The 13,885-nt window shown below is 66.0% G+C and carries 15 protein-coding genes and 1 pseudogene; 6 read left to right on the top strand and 10 right to left on the bottom strand.

Annotated features, from left to right (window positions below; genetic code table 11):
* Positions 1–56 precede the first annotated feature (56 nt).
* Both JQ639_RS33420 and JQ639_RS33415 read left to right on the top strand, forming a co-directional pair.
* On the top strand, positions 57–506 hold the full coding sequence (locus JQ639_RS33420) for a MarR family winged helix-turn-helix transcriptional regulator (protein ID WP_211964519.1): 450 nt from the start codon (positions 57–59) through the stop codon (positions 504–506).
* On the top strand, positions 503–2,077 hold the full coding sequence (locus tag JQ639_RS33415) for an MDR family MFS transporter (RefSeq protein ID WP_211964515.1): 1,575 nt from the start codon (positions 503–505) through the stop codon (positions 2,075–2,077). Before JQ639_RS33420 ends, JQ639_RS33415 begins: the two co-directional genes overlap by 4 nt.
* 196 nt (positions 2,078–2,273) lie before the next feature.
* On the opposite strand, the gene JQ639_RS33410 is transcribed toward JQ639_RS33415, so the two are convergent.
* The 5 genes and pseudogenes from JQ639_RS33410 to JQ639_RS33390 form a co-directional block, all read right to left on the bottom strand.
* Positions 2,274–2,690 (bottom strand): hypothetical protein, encoded by a 417-nt coding sequence (locus JQ639_RS33410; protein ID WP_249122888.1) that lies wholly within the window; start codon positions 2,688–2,690, stop codon positions 2,274–2,276.
* A 7-nt stretch (positions 2,691–2,697) separates the two neighbouring features.
* A pseudogene (locus JQ639_RS33405) lies at positions 2,698–3,264 on the bottom strand (helix-turn-helix domain-containing protein).
* A gap of 83 nt (positions 3,265–3,347) precedes the next feature.
* On the bottom strand, positions 3,348–3,533 hold the full coding sequence (locus JQ639_RS33400; RefSeq protein WP_211964513.1) for a hypothetical protein: 186 nt from the start codon (positions 3,531–3,533) through the stop codon (positions 3,348–3,350).
* A 243-nt stretch (positions 3,534–3,776) separates the two neighbouring features.
* Positions 3,777–3,929: a hypothetical protein gene (locus JQ639_RS33395; RefSeq protein ID WP_211964511.1), complete on the bottom strand. Its 153-nt coding sequence runs from the start codon at positions 3,927–3,929 to the stop codon at positions 3,777–3,779.
* Between the two features lie 15 nt (positions 3,930–3,944).
* Complete coding sequence (locus tag JQ639_RS33390) at positions 3,945–5,417, bottom strand: putative sulfate exporter family transporter (RefSeq protein ID WP_249122887.1); 1,473 nt, start codon at positions 5,415–5,417, stop codon at positions 3,945–3,947.
* A 590-nt stretch (positions 5,418–6,007) separates the two neighbouring features.
* Here JQ639_RS33390 and JQ639_RS33385 point away from each other — a divergent pair.
* The 4 genes from JQ639_RS33385 to groL all read left to right on the top strand — a co-directional run bounded on the left by JQ639_RS33385 (position 6,008) and on the right by groL (position 8,793).
* Positions 6,008–6,220: a hypothetical protein gene (locus JQ639_RS33385; RefSeq protein ID WP_211964509.1), complete on the top strand. Its 213-nt coding sequence runs from the start codon at positions 6,008–6,010 to the stop codon at positions 6,218–6,220.
* Positions 6,221–6,315: 95 nt separating this feature from the next.
* Entirely contained in the window at positions 6,316–6,486 is a 171-nt protein-coding gene (locus JQ639_RS33380) for a hypothetical protein (protein ID WP_211964507.1), read from the top strand.
* A 311-nt stretch (positions 6,487–6,797) separates the two neighbouring features.
* On the top strand, positions 6,798–7,085 hold the full coding sequence (gene groES / locus JQ639_RS33375) for a co-chaperone GroES (RefSeq protein ID WP_211964505.1): 288 nt from the start codon (positions 6,798–6,800) through the stop codon (positions 7,083–7,085).
* Positions 7,086–7,167: 82 nt separating this feature from the next.
* Positions 7,168–8,793: a chaperonin GroEL gene (groL, locus tag JQ639_RS33370; RefSeq protein WP_211964503.1), complete on the top strand. Its 1,626-nt coding sequence runs from the start codon at positions 7,168–7,170 to the stop codon at positions 8,791–8,793.
* Between the two features lie 130 nt (positions 8,794–8,923).
* On the opposite strand, the gene JQ639_RS33365 is transcribed toward groL, so the two are convergent.
* Genes JQ639_RS33365 through JQ639_RS33345 form a run of 5 tightly spaced genes read right to left on the bottom strand, consistent with a single transcriptional unit; the run spans position 8,924 to position 13,460 of the window.
* Positions 8,924–9,286 carry a 4Fe-4S dicluster domain-containing protein gene (locus JQ639_RS33365; protein WP_211964501.1) on the bottom strand — a complete coding sequence of 121 codons (363 nt, stop codon included), beginning with the start codon at positions 9,284–9,286 and terminating at the stop codon, positions 8,924–8,926.
* Complete coding sequence (locus JQ639_RS33360; RefSeq protein ID WP_211964499.1) at positions 9,283–10,887, bottom strand: FAD-dependent oxidoreductase; 1,605 nt, start codon at positions 10,885–10,887, stop codon at positions 9,283–9,285. Before JQ639_RS33360 ends, JQ639_RS33365 begins: the two co-directional genes overlap by 4 nt.
* A gap of 12 nt (positions 10,888–10,899) precedes the next feature.
* A complete protein-coding gene (locus JQ639_RS33355) occupies positions 10,900–11,664 on the bottom strand; it encodes an ABC transporter ATP-binding protein (RefSeq protein ID WP_211964497.1) in 765 nt (254 codons plus the stop codon).
* Positions 11,637–12,530 carry an ABC transporter permease gene (locus JQ639_RS33350; RefSeq protein ID WP_211964495.1) on the bottom strand — a complete coding sequence of 298 codons (894 nt, stop codon included), beginning with the start codon at positions 12,528–12,530 and terminating at the stop codon, positions 11,637–11,639. The genes JQ639_RS33355 and JQ639_RS33350 overlap by 28 nt, the downstream gene beginning before the upstream one ends.
* A 12-nt stretch (positions 12,531–12,542) precedes the next feature.
* Complete coding sequence (locus JQ639_RS33345; protein WP_211964493.1) at positions 12,543–13,460, bottom strand: ABC transporter substrate-binding protein; 918 nt, start codon at positions 13,458–13,460, stop codon at positions 12,543–12,545.
* Positions 13,461–13,885 lie beyond the last annotated feature (425 nt).

The following is a 13,885-nucleotide window of genomic DNA, read 5'->3' as shown; positions in this document are numbered from 1 at the left end:
GCTGCGGCACGGGACTCGCTAGATAGATAGGTAGGCTACCCATCAAGGCGAGCGCCATGGTCGCAACGCGCACCACCGATGACCTCGACGACGCGCTGGCGCTGGCGGAAGCGCTGCGGCCGGTACTGCATCGCCTGATCCGGCAACTCCGCCGGGAGAGCGGCGACTTCGGCGTTTCGCCGCTGCAGGGCCAGTTGCTGATCGCCATCATCAAGCATCCGGGCATCGGCACGGCAGAACTCGCCCGCCAGGAACGGGTCCGCGGCCCGACGATCAGCGGCCATATCAACGCCCTGGAAGCCGCCGGCCTTGTGGCGCGGACAGCGCCCGCGACGGGCGACCGCCGGCGGATCGGCCTGCTCGCCACCGACAAGGGCCGCACCGTCATCAAGACGTTGAAACGCCGGCGCACCGATTGGCTGGCCCGTCAGCTTGGCGGCCTGTCGCGCGACGCCCGGCGCGCGATCCGCGATGCCATCGCCCCGCTCAGCGAGATCGGATTATGACCCTGCAGACCCCGCCCCCCACCACCGGCCCGACCGCGGCCGCACCGGGCGAACCGACGCCGCAGGAGATCCGCGCGGTGTTCATCGGCCTGATGATCGTGCTGGGCCTTAGCGCGCTGGACCAGAGCATCGTCGCCACGGCGCTGCCGCGCATCGTCGGCGACCTCGGCGGCATCAACCACCTGTCCTGGGTGGTGACCGCCTATGTCCTGGCGTCGACCAGCACCATGCCGCTCTATGGCAAGCTCAGCGACCAGTATGGCCGCAAGCCGCTGATCTATGCCGCGATCGCGATCTTCCTGATCGGCTCGGCGCTGTGCGGCCTGGCGCAGAGCCTGTTCCAGCTGATCGTGTTCCGCGCCATCCAGGGGCTCGGCGCCGGCGGCCTGCTGCCGCTTGCCCAGATCATCATCGGCGATCTCGTGCCGCCGGCCCAGCGCGGCCGCAGGCAGGGCGCCATCGTCGCCGTGTTCGCGGTGTGCAGCGTGCTCGGCCCGGTGCTCGGCGGCGTCATCACCGACCTGCTGTCCTGGCACTGGATCTTCTACGTCAACCTGCCGGTCGGCGCGGTCGCGTTCGTCGCCATCGCCCGCGCGCTGCGCCGGCCGCACCCGACCCATGCACGGCGGATCGACTATCTCGGCGCCATGCTGCTCACCGGCGGCACCACGGCCTTCCTGCTGATGCTGGCGCTCGGCGGCACCGAATGGCCGTGGCGCTCGCCGCAGATCGCCGCCCTTGGCGCCACCACGGCGCTGCTGACGGTCCTGTTCGTCGTCCACGTCCGCCGCGCGGCGGAGCCGGTGCTGCCACTCGACCTGTTCGACAACCGCGTGTTTCTGGTCGCCTGTACCGTGCTGAGCCTGACCTTCATGGGCCTGCTCGGCGCCAGCCTGTTCTTTCCGCTGTTCTTCCAGGTGGTGATGGGCATCACACCGTCGCACTCGGGCTTTCTCACCGGCCCGCTGATGATCGGCATGGTGGTGTCCTCGCTCGTCAATGGCCGCGTGCTGCTGCGCGCGGGACGCTACAAGCCGGCGCAGGTCGGCGGCCTGTCCGTGGCGGTTCTCGCCTTTGCCGTCCTCGCCTGGGCGATCGCCACGGCGAAGAGCCTCGCCGTCATCGAGCCGGCGATCTTCGCCCTCGGCCTCGGACTTGGCCTCGTCATGCCCAACATGACCATCGCGGTGCAAAACGCCCTGCCCGCCGCCCACCGCGGCGTCGGCACGGCCACGCTGGCGTTCTTCCGCTCGCTCGGCGGTCTCATCGGCGTCACCGGCGCCGGCGCGATCCTGTCGCGGCAACTGCGCGGCGCGCCAGGTGCGGCCTCCGCCGCACCGTCGGTCCATGCCGAAGGCGGCGTGCCCCACATCACCGCACTGTCGCCGGAGGCGCACGGCGCCCTCCTCGACCTCTACCGCCACGCCATCGCGACGACCTTCACCCTCGGCGTCTGCATCGTTCTGGCGGCTCTGATCGCCATCCTGTTCCTGCCGGAGCTGCCGCTGCACAGCCATCACGCGCCGGCGGCAGAAGGCGACGGAACGAAGCACAAGGCTCTCCGTGCATGATGCGCGGCCTGCGGCGCCCCCACCCACAGCGAGCAACACGCAAGGCGATGTGCAACGCCCTGCCGCCTTCGCCGCTATAATGGCGGCTCGTCCGTGATAGCAGCAGAACGTGCTGCTGTATTGGCGCCTCCGGCGACTTGTTGGAGGAAAATACGCGACAAGATCATTCCCGGATTGAGGTCAGATTCGGAAGGTTTTACTCCCCATTGCGACGGACGAAGCACATTCGTCCCAACGCATGGAGCCTTCCGATGAATCCCGCGATGCAGACCATGATGCCGATGATGGGCGGCATGTCCCCGATGATGATGAACGGCATGATGCCGATGATGGGCATGCCGATGATGGGCGGAATGCCCGGCATGGCCATGCCGATGATGATGTGCAAGGTGACTTGCACCATGACCGCCAACGGCATGTCCTGCGAAATGACCGCGATGGATCCTGCCATGAAGGATGCGTTCATGCAGTGCTGCCAGAACATGACCACCATGATGAATGCTGGCATGCCGATGATGATGAACTGCGGCGGCATGATGATGTGCATGGTGCCGATGAAGTAAGCCCCGCACGTCGACAAGCCGAAGGCCGGCGATTCGCCGGCCTTTTGCATTCCGGCTTCAGCCAACAGCCTCGACGTAGGTCATCACCAGATACAGGACCGCCTCGTCCGTCCCGAGGTTCCTGTAGCTGTGCGGGACATCGGCGTCGAAAAGCACTGCATCCCCTTCGTTGAGACTCTACGGGCGGTCGGTGCCCGAGGCGATCTCGACGGTTCCCCTCGCGACGACGACGTTCTCGCGCGTGCCTGCCGCATGCGCCTCGGCATTTTCGCGATGCAACGGCGCGAGCCGCAGCTCATAGAATTCAACCTTGCGCTCGCCGTCGAAGGGAAACAGTGCCCGCGACGTGAAGCGGCCCTGGTTCGAGGACAGCAGCTTGGCATCGGCCCGGCGGAACAACAGCGTTCCGCGAACGTCTTCTGCGGCGATCAGGCTCGCAAACGGCACCCCCAACGCCGTAGCCACCTTCCAGAGCAGGCCGATGGTCGGCGTGCTCTTCCCCGACTCGATCTGCCCTAGCATCGCGCGACTGACGCCCGCGTGCTTGGCAAGACGCTCGAGCGAATACCCCTGCCGAACGCGCAGGCGGCGCAAATTGCGGCCGACAATCAGCGGCAAGTCGATCGCCGGATCGAACGGCTGGGAGCTCTCGCTCCCGGTACCGCGAGGCGCCGGACGACCGGTCGTCGGCGCGAGGTCCGGCTCGCTCACGACGCCGACGGATATTGCGGCACCATGATGCACGCCGGCCAGACCCAGAAATAGCCGACGACGAAGCCGACCGGCGCCATGAACAGCGGCCACTGCGCCTGCACGCCGGGCTGAGTGCGCGTGGTTGCCCGCCGCGCCCGATAGTCCTGAAGATCAGGTATATCCGCCGTTCGACCGGTCACGACCATCCTCTTGTGTTCGATACGCCAGCCCGCATTGCGAATGCTGACCCAACGCTGCCGGCTTATCAATGCGCGCTCCGAGAAAACGACGCGAACGGCATTCGAAGCTGCTTTCGCAGCACGTTATTCCCGATGGCACAGCCCCGGGAGCCGAAAGCTTCGCCCTCGGCAACGCGCGCTGCCGGCATTTCTGTCATGGCCGCCGCATGCGGTTCGCGGCGGCCTGCATCATCACCTCTGCCGCTACTTCAGCGGCACGACATGATTCAGCACAACCAGGACGACCAGAAGAACCAGCCCGATGCCGAGGCTCCAGCCGATCAGCTGTTTCTCGACCAGCAGCAACGGTTCGACTTCGGCCGCGGGCGCATGGTCCGGCACATCTGCATTCGACATTTCGCTACTCCCCTCTCAGCTGGCCAGCGGCGGCTTCACGCCGCTGAAGAACAACCAGGAAATCAAAAGCCCGACCCAGATCACGAACCCGAACAGGCTGAGCACATAGACCGCCGCCAGCTTGCCGAATCCCTGCTGCCAGAGCTTGCGGAAATCCGACAGCACGCCGATGGAAAAGAACGTCAGAATGAAGAAGATCACCCGAAAGACGTTGGCTTCCCCTGCCGCGGCCGGCAATGCCTTGGCGATCTCGGGCGTCGTCCCGACGGCCAGCCACAACGACACCGCGAACACCACGATGAAGCCCAGAATGAACTTCGGAAAACGTTGCCAGATTTCCGATGCCCTGGCCTTGTCCGCTCCGCGGTTGATGTGATTTGTCCAGATGTAGCCGAGAATGAAGGCCCAGATGCCGATGAAGATATCGATGAAGATCTTCACGGTCGTCGTCGTCGCCAGGATCCAGCCCGGCTGATAGCGGATGCCCTCCGCGGCGGCCTTCGCCAGCACCAGCGACTCCGTGATGCCGCCGCCGGCGACCGCGGCACCGTCGGTCTTGACGGCAAGTCCGATCCAGGCTCCGGCCACCAGTGGCTCCTGCCAGAGAAACGTCTGTGCGAGGAACGGAAGAATCAGCACCTCGACCACCGCGAAGATAACGACGAGGGACGACACCAGAACCGGCACCGCGGGGCGCGCACGGATCGCCCCGCCTGTCGCGATCGCTGCCGCGACGCCGCAGATCGAGATGCCGGACGCGAGCGGCACCGACCATTCGCGACTGAAGCCGAACCACTTGCGCGCCACGAAATACACCACCGCCCAGTAGATGAGGTAGGCCTCGACGATCGCCGCGATTCCCCGCAGCAGGAGCGCTGACGCGAGGTTGAGCCGGCCCGCAGCGGTTACGGCGACCGTGGCACCGAGAATGACAATGGCGATCTTGATATAGAGCTCAGGGCGGATGGCTTCCTTCAACCATTCCGCAAAACGCGGAAAGAAATTTGCGATCACGATGCCCGCCAGCAGCGCGACGATGAAACCTCCCTCGTTGGTCAGCCGGAGCGACCAGGCGATTCCGAACTTCTGCTGTTCGGCCGGCGTCACCGCAGCGATGTAGGCATAGCTACCGACAATCCAGCTCGCATATGCGATCGCAAACACCACCGTGAACGCGACGGCGAACTTCCGGACGTCGGCGCCAAGCGCTGCGACGGCGCCGCTGAGCACCACGACAAGCGCGACATAGGTCGCGAGCAACGCGCCGGCACCTCCAATCCCTGCATAAGCCTTCGCGGCCGGTGCCAGGGCCTGAGACAGGCTGGTGTAGACCGATGTCGTCACGGCCCACCCCAGAAGATCCGTCCCGCCGATGCTGGCCAGCGCAAGCACGAAGACCAGTCCGCCGAGCACGACGGCAAGCCAGTCCTCACTCAACCGCGCGTCGTCGACCGCGGCCTGCGATGTCTTCACGGCAATGTCGGACATAACACCCCCTCCGTTTTCCGCGCCGGTACGGTCAGCACCGGATTCGTCGCCCCGAGACGCCCGATGCGACGGGCGCTCTACCCGTCGGGAATTTGACGATTGAATCGCGGCGTCCGCAATCTCACAGAATTCTTTTGTTTTCGAAGGACAGGAAACGTCGTTCTCATGGACCAAACGACCGGAGCACGAACAGGTCCGGAGCGCGAAAGCGGGATGGATGCACCACGAAGAACGCAAGCCGACAGATTCCCGGCTCGTGCTCGCCACGCATCACCACCGGGGCCGCCGCAATATCTGCGGCACCGCACGCCGCCATGCGCCGGACCGATGCATGCGTAAAACGAAATGCTTCCGCTGTGGCCCTCCTGAATCACGTCCTGCATGTGCCGGTGGATTGCGCGACACAGTTCGTCTTATTTCGCGCGGCGCCTTGACGTCACGATCGCGCGATGAGCTGATGAGATTGCGACTGAGAACCCGTCGACGGGCTCGCGGCCCGCGCGAAGCTGAACGGATCCAGCCTTCGCCGCGGCTTGTTCCACGAGTTCGCCAGGCACGCCTGCGGACATGTACCATTGGGGGATGCCACCATGAACGACGACGCATCGTCTTCGTACGGAAACTATATCATCGAGACGTCTTGCGGGGCTGCAGGCATCGTCATCAAGGGACGGCGCGGCTTCCGCTTCTTCTCCGCGACGCAGGATTTCAGCTGCCTCGACGGCATGATCTTCGCGAGCCCGGCGGACGCCGCGGCGGCGGCCAGACGGCAGGCGAGCAAGCTGACACGCCGGTTTGCCTGACCGTTACGGACACGCCGGGCGACCACTGCGCAATCCAGAGGCCGGAGAACGGATTGGCATCCCGACGAGCGACTGCGGTCCTCGATACCGCAACGATGCAGGGCGCGGCGGAGCGCGCATGGACTGCAGTAGAGAAGCACAAGCTGAGGGGGCTTGCTCGGAGCGGCATGCCGGCCGAGCGGATCGCGCGAATCCTGCGGCGGCCGGTGGCCGTCACGATCGCGATGGCATTGCGCATTGGCATCGAGCTGAACCCGACCGTCTGAATCCGCGCCGCCGGTGTGCGCGTCAACCCGAGCGCCAATCGTTCAGGACTCCGACACAAGGCGCGCCGCCTCCTGCATTCACTCATTGGCGCACAATGCCAAGGCGATAGCCGTTTCCTGCAGGACAAAAATCGCATCGGGGTCGCTTCGCCCGATCACAATCGTCCATGCCGGACGCAAACTTTAAAATGGACAGGAACGAGGACACGCCTAACGTTATGCCTCCGCCACGATGCCCCGCATCGATCGGCGACATCCAGCGCTGAAAGCCGCCAGGATATCCTCGCGCGGCGCCAATCAAAGAGAGGCCCATGAGTTTCCGTCCGTTGCACGACCGCGTCGTGATCCGCCGCATCGAAGAGAACGCGAAGACCAAAGGCGGCATCATCATCCCCGATACCGCGAAGGAGAAGCCCCAGGAGGGCGAAGTCGTCGCCGTCGGCTCGGGCGCGCGCGATGACAGCGGCAAGCTTGTTCCGCTCGACGTCAAGAAGGGCGACCGCGTGCTGTTCGGAAAATGGTCGGGAACCGAAGTGAAGATCAACGGCGAAGACCTTCTCATCACCAAGGAAGCGGACATCCTCGGCATCATCGGCTGACGCCGCGCCAAGTCCGCGCTCTCCCCAACCATCTTACGCCATCACGGCGCGCATGCGCCGATACTCGAACAGGAGCCCCTGCATGCCTGCAAAGGATGTCAAGTTTTCCGCCGACGCCCGCGAACGTCTGCTTCGCGGCGTCGACACCCTCGCCAACGCCGTCAAGGTGACGCTCGGCCCCAAGGGCCGCAACGTCGTCATCGAAAAATCGTTCGGCGCACCGCGTATCACCAAGGACGGCGTCACCGTCGCCAAGGAGATCGAACTCGAAGACAGGTACGAAAACCTCGGCGCTCAGCTGCTGCGGGAGGTCGCGGCCAAGACCAATGATCTTGCCGGCGACGGCACCACTACCGCGACCGTGCTCGCGCAGGCGATCGTCCGCGAGGGCGCCAAGGCGGTCGCCGCCAGCCTCAATCCGCTCGATCTCAAGCGGGGCATCGACCTCGCGGTGGCCGAAGCCATCAAGGACATCGAGAAGCGTGCCAGGAAGGTCCAGTCTCCCGAAGAGATCGCCCAGGTCGGCACCATCTCGGCCAACGGCGACGCATCGGTCGGCAAGATCATTTCCTCCGCCGTCCGGCGCGTCGGCAACGACGGCGTCATCACCGTGGAGGAAGCCAAGAGCCTCGACACTGAACTCGACGTGGTCGAGGGGCTGCAGTTCGATCGCGGCTATCTCTCGCCCTATTTCGTGACCAATACCGAGAAACTCACCGTCGAACTCGAGGATCCCTATATCCTGATCCACGAGAAGAAGCTGGCGGGCCTGCAGCCGTTGCTGCCGATCCTCGAAGCGGTCGCCCAGTCCGGCAAGCCGCTCCTGATCATCGCCGAGGATGTCGAGGGCGAGGCACTGGCCACGCTGGTCGTGAACAAGCTGCGCGGCGGCCTGAAGATCGCCGCCGTCAAGGCGCCCGGCTTCGGCGACCGCCGCAAGGCCCTCCTCGAAGACATCGCCATCCTGACCGCCGGCCAGACGATTTCCGAAGATCTCGGCATCAAGCTCGAGAATGTGACGCTCAACCAGCTCGGCCGCGCCAAGCGCATCCGGATCGACAAGGAGAACACCACTGTCGTCGCCGGCGCTGGCAAGAAGAAGGACATCGATGCCCGCGCGGCGCAGATCAAGGCCCAGATCGAGGAGACCACGTCCGACTACGACCGCGAAAAACTGCAGGAACGCCTTGCCAAGATTTCCGGCGGCGTCGCCGTGATCCGCGTTGGCGGGGCTACCGAAGTCGAGGTCAAGGAACGCAAGGACCGGGTCGACGACGCCCTCAACGCGACACGCGCGGCGATCGCCGAAGGTATCGTGCCCGGCGGGGGCGTGGCGCTGCTGCGCGCCAAGGCCGCCGTCGGCAAGCTGTCCCATGCCAATCCCGACGTCCAGGCAGGCATTCACATCGTGCTGAAGGCCCTGGAGGCCCCGATCCGCCAGATCGCCGCCAATGCCGGCGTCGAGGGTTCGATCATCGTCGGCAAGATCCTGGAGAACCGGTCGCAGACCTTCGGCTTCGATGCTCAGGCCGAGGAGTATGTCGACTTGATCGCGGCTGGCATTGTCGATCCCGCCAAGGTGGTGCGCACCGCATTGCAGGATGCAGCGTCGGTCGCGTCGCTGATCGTGACAACCGAAGCACTCGTCGCCGAGCTTCCTAAGGACAAGCCCGCACTGGCGCCTCCCGCACCGGGGCCGGACTTCTGACGACCTCGAAGACGCCGTTGCGGCTGCGGGCGGGATTCCGGCTGGTGTCGGCGTCCCGCCCGGACAGCGCGGTGATCCGAGACGCGAGGAGCTGCGTCCGTTGGACCAGCGTCTTGCGACGGCGCCTGGTCTACCGCTGCGGCTTGTCGCTGGCTGCAGCCTCGCCTGCACGACGGAAGACGGTTTCCATCAGCCATTGTTCGTTCGGGAACAGTCCGTCCCACTCGTCCCAGCCAGAATGCCGGCGATACTGGCCAAGGCGGCCCGCCGCGACGATCTCGTCGGGATCGACGGAAACCCGGCGGTCACAGTCCGGCGCGACGTAGATCGCATCGGCCACGCAATAGAGCTCGCACATGAAACAGGTCTGGCAGTCCTCGACACGGGCGAGGATCGGCGGACCTGACCTGGCCGGCTCGATCACGTTCGTCGGACAGACATCGACGCAGGCGCCACAGTTCGTGCAGCGGTCGGCGACAATGAGTTCGATCATGGCACGCCCTCCAGCGCATGTTGGGAAGCCGGGACCGCTGCTGCATCGTCGGCCGTCACCTGAATCCGATCGAAACCGCTGGACAGCAGCCGGACGGCCAGCGCCGGATCCAGGGCGGGATGATCCTCGCGACGATGCAGCCCGCGGCTCTCCGTGCGACGGATGGCCGTCGCGACGGACCACCGCGCCGTCGCAACCAGCGCGGCCGCCTCGCGCACGGCCATCTGGCCGCTGGCATGACCAGCGAGTTCGCGCCAGAGATTGTCGAGCACGTCGCGCGAGCGGACGAGCCCCGATGCCGAACGGAACAGGTTTTTGTCGAAGGGATGCATCTCGCCGCGGACGGCGTCACGGATCGCGGCAAGATCAATGGTCTTCGCCGCCCCCTGCGGCCGCAGGCCAGCCCGGCCCAGGGGCCGCAGGGGCACGCTGCGGGCGCGGATCCCGCGCGCGAGGCGCGCCGCCGCTTCGCCCGCAAACATGCCTGACGACAGCGCCCAGGCGGAATTGACGTTGCCGCCGCCCGATATGGCGCCTGCGACCTTCTCGCGCGACGCATTGTCGCCAGCCACGAAAAGCCCGGGGACCGATGTCGCACAGTCCTCGCCCGCCACCCGCACGCCGCCGAGGCCGCGAATGGTGCCATCATTGTGCAGCGTGACCTCGAAACGATCGCGATAGGGATCGACCTGCCAGCGATCGAACACCAGCGGCACGTTGGGAGAAATCATGTGAAGGCGCAGCCTGATATCGTCGGGCAAGCGGTGCAGCGAGCAGTAGACCCGCCCGCGCAGCAAGGCGCGGGCGAGACGCAGCGTCTGATCCGGAGCGAAGGGGATGTCGAGCTCGTGCCCATCGGCATCGTAGTAGGTCGCGAACGCATAGGCCATGCTGCGCGTCATGGTCGAGTGCGCCGGCGCAATGGTATAGGCGCCCGTGAATTCCATGCCGGACAGCTCGGCTCCGGCCTCGGCCGCCATCAGGTATCCATCGCCCGTATTGGTCCAGGACCCCAGCAAGTGCGACAGGAAGCTCGTCCCGCCCGCCGCGAGCACGACCGCACCGGCCTCGATCCGATAGGCCCTGCCGCCATCCTGGCGCCGCAGGCCTTGTGCGCCGCCGATCGATCCATCGTCGCGGGCGAGCAGTTCCTGCGCCGGGGAATGGTCGAGAATGGTCACGCCGCATGACAGCACGGATCGACGCAGCGCCCGCATGTACTCCGGCCCACGTACCGCACGATAGTTGGTGCGCCCGCTGTCGTCGACGCCGAAGCGATAGTGCGGGGCCAGTGTCGGCAGCGCGCACCACGTTCGGTCGAGAATACGGTGCATCCAGTCCGCTTCGCCGAGCCCGAGCCCGGCCGCGACACGAGCCCTGACTGCCGCGGCTCTCGCCTCGGGAGGATCCGGGGGCACCCACCAATGCCCCGGCCCGGCCGTCGCGGTCACCCCGCTCGTGCCGCAATAGCCCTTGTCGACCAGCGTCACGGTGGCGCCCGCCTTCGCAGCCGCGGTCGCGGCCCAGGCGCCGGCCATACCACCGCCGATGACGAGGACGTCGGTTTGCAGTGCGAGCGGCTCGGGGGCGGATCTGACCATGAACTGCATGCCTCAGGCCGGGTCGGCCGTCGGTTCGCGCACGTCCACGCCAAGCCAGGCCAGAAGGCGCCGGCGCATCGCGGCAAAGTCCGGCTGGCCGACGTCGCGCGGCCGCGGCAGGTCCACCGTCAGTTGATGTGCGATCACCCCGGCCCGCATCATCAGCACGCGGTCGGCGAGCAGCAACGCTTCCTCGACGTCGTGCGTCACCAGCAGCACGGCGTAGCCATGACGCCGCCACAGCTCGGCCACGAGAGCCTGGGCGTTGATGCGGGTCAAGGCGTCGAGCGACCCGAACGGTTCGTCGAGCAGCAGCAGATCGGGATCGCGGACAAGCGCGCGCGCGAGCGAGGCGCGCTGTGCTTCGCCCCCGGACAGCACCTTCGGCCATACGTCGGCCCTGTGCCCGAGCCCCACTTCATCGAGCGCGAGGTTCGCGCGCGCCCGGTCCGGCTGTCCCGGCAGGCCGAGCACGACGTTCTTCCACACCGGCTTCCATGGCACCAGCCGCGGCTCCTGGAACGCCACGGCGCGCCGGGTCGGTACGACCACCTCACCTTCGATATCGGAATCAAGATCAGCCAGCACCCGCAGCAGGGTCGACTTGCCGCAACCGCTTGCGCCGATCAGTGCGACGAACTCGCCCGCCGCGATCTCGAAGTCGAGATGGTCGATCACCGCGCGGTCGCCGAAGCGGCGGGTCAGGCCGCGCACACTGACGACGGAAGCCGCAGCGCCGGCGCCGTTGCTCACGCCCCGGTGAAGGTCGGTCGCCATGACAACAGCCCCCTCTCAAGAAGCCGGACCACCGCGTCGACGACCAGCCCCAGCAACGCATAGACAACAAGGCACACCACGATGACATCGGTCTGGAACAGCTCGCGAGCCGTGTTCATCAGATAGCCAAGACCTGCGTTGGCATTGATCTGCTCGCCGAAGATCAGCGCCAGCCAGGCGACGCCGAGGGCATGACGGAGGCCGACCAGAGCATTGGGCAGAGCGCCCGGCAGCACGATGTTCCACACCAGCCCGGTACGGCTGAGCCCGAGTGTCTGCCCGACCTCGATCAGCTTCTGATCGACGTTGCGAATCCCGGCGTAAACGTTGAGGTACAACGGAAAACCGGTGGCCAGCGCAATCAGCGCAACCTTTGGCGCCTCACCGATCCCGAACCAGATGATCAGCAGCGGGATCAGGGCGACGATGGGCAGCGTCCGCAGCATCTGAACCGTGGAATCGACGAGGTCTTCACCCAGGCGAAAGAGCCCGGCCACGACAGCCAGCGCGATCGCGACGGAACCGCCGATCGCCAGACCGCAGACTGCCCGGCCCAGCGACGTCAGGACCGCCTGCTGCAGTTCGCCGGTCGCGAGCAACTGGCCAGCGCTGGCGGCCACCGCAGCCGGACCGGCCAGGATCTCGCGTGGCAACAGGCCGGTGATCGAAGCCAATTGCCACAACAGAAAGACCGCGAGAGGACCGATCAGCCGGCGCAGCGGCCGCGGCAACCTTTCTCCGGCAAGACGCCTGCGCGTGATCAGAACATGGGTAGTCACGGCGGTGCCGCGGGTCCGATGTCCGGCATGTCGCACGGGCTCGACCGCGGATGCCCGTCCATCGGCGACAGGATCAAGAACGGTCATCGCAAGCTCCGCTCAACCGACCGGAAAGTCGCGCACGATGCGGCCGCCGAAATCGATATCGCCCTGCAGGACGCCGATCGATGTCCAGGTCTCGAAGGTCCGGCGCAGGCGCGCGACCAGCGCGTCGTCGACCGCGATCCGACGATAGCTCGAATCTTCGACATAGAGCGCCTCGGCGATCGCATCGTCCTGACGGGTGAAGGCCTTCGCCCACGCCACGTGCTTCGCCTTCTCGTTGCGCGACCAGACATAGCCGCGCTCGACGCGCTGGAAGAAGTCGACCATGGCAAGCTTCCTGAGGGGATCGGCGAGTGCCGACGGCGTCGCGGAATAGACGAACAGGCCGCTGTTGATGCCCGCGCCATCCGACAGGATGCGCGCGCCGAGTTGGCCCCGCGCCCGCGCCACATAGATGCTCCAGGTCGCCCAGGCATCGATCGCCCCGCTCTGGAATGCCGCGCCGGCATCGACGGGGTTCATGAACGCAAGCTTGACCTCGTCGAGGCCGACGCCGGCCTGGCGCAAGGCTCCGACGACAAGGTAGTGCGCAACGCTGCCGCGCGTGGTCGGCGAAATCGTCCTGCCGCGCAGATCGGCGACCGTCTGCGCCGGACTGTTCCGCGGAACGAGCAGCGACGTTCCGAGCCCGCCATTGTCCCATGCCGCGACGACCTGCACCTTCGAGCCGTTGGCGATGGCCGTCACCGTGGGAGAATCGTTGGCGGCGCCGATGTCGACGGCATCGGCTTTCAGCGCCTCGTGCAGGTTCACCGCCGCCGGATAAACCGACCACTCGATCTTGTACGGCACATCATCGAGCAGGCCCGCGGCCCGCAGCTTGCTCTGCTGCTGACCGACCTGATCACCGATCCGCAGCGTGACGCCCGAGAGATTTGTCGCCGCGAATGCCGGCAGGGCGCGAGCCGCCATGCCAAGACTGCCGGCCGCAAGAACAAAACGACGAGAAAACAGGTGAGGCATGGTCCGAGTTTCGCAGGTTCGCCGCAGTGAGGCCGTTGAATGGGGGCGCGACGCGCGCAATGCACGCGTTTCGTACGCCACCACCATGGTCGGAGGCCGGTCCAGCCGCGTCAAGGCAGCGACAATGCTCTTTTCCCCGCGCGCCGGAGATCATTGTTTTACATTCGCGCCGGGGCGATCGGCGTTCATTCCATCACAGAACAAACGCACCGCGCCACACCGGCGAAGCAGGATATTTTTCACCCGACCGCAAAGCCCCGGACACTCGACGACAGACGTCATCGGCTGCCGCACCGCCCGGGTGAAACCGCCGGGATCACGACGCGAAGGAACATCGTTCGCGGCCGCCCGATGACCGCAGTGCTTTGTTGCCT

It is taken from the genome of Bradyrhizobium sp. U87765 SZCCT0048, from assembly GCF_018131225.1.
GTDB lineage: Bacteria > Pseudomonadota > Alphaproteobacteria > Rhizobiales > Xanthobacteraceae > Bradyrhizobium_A.
Note: the sequence above shows the minus strand (reverse complement) of the source record. Positions and strands in the feature narration are given on the sequence as shown.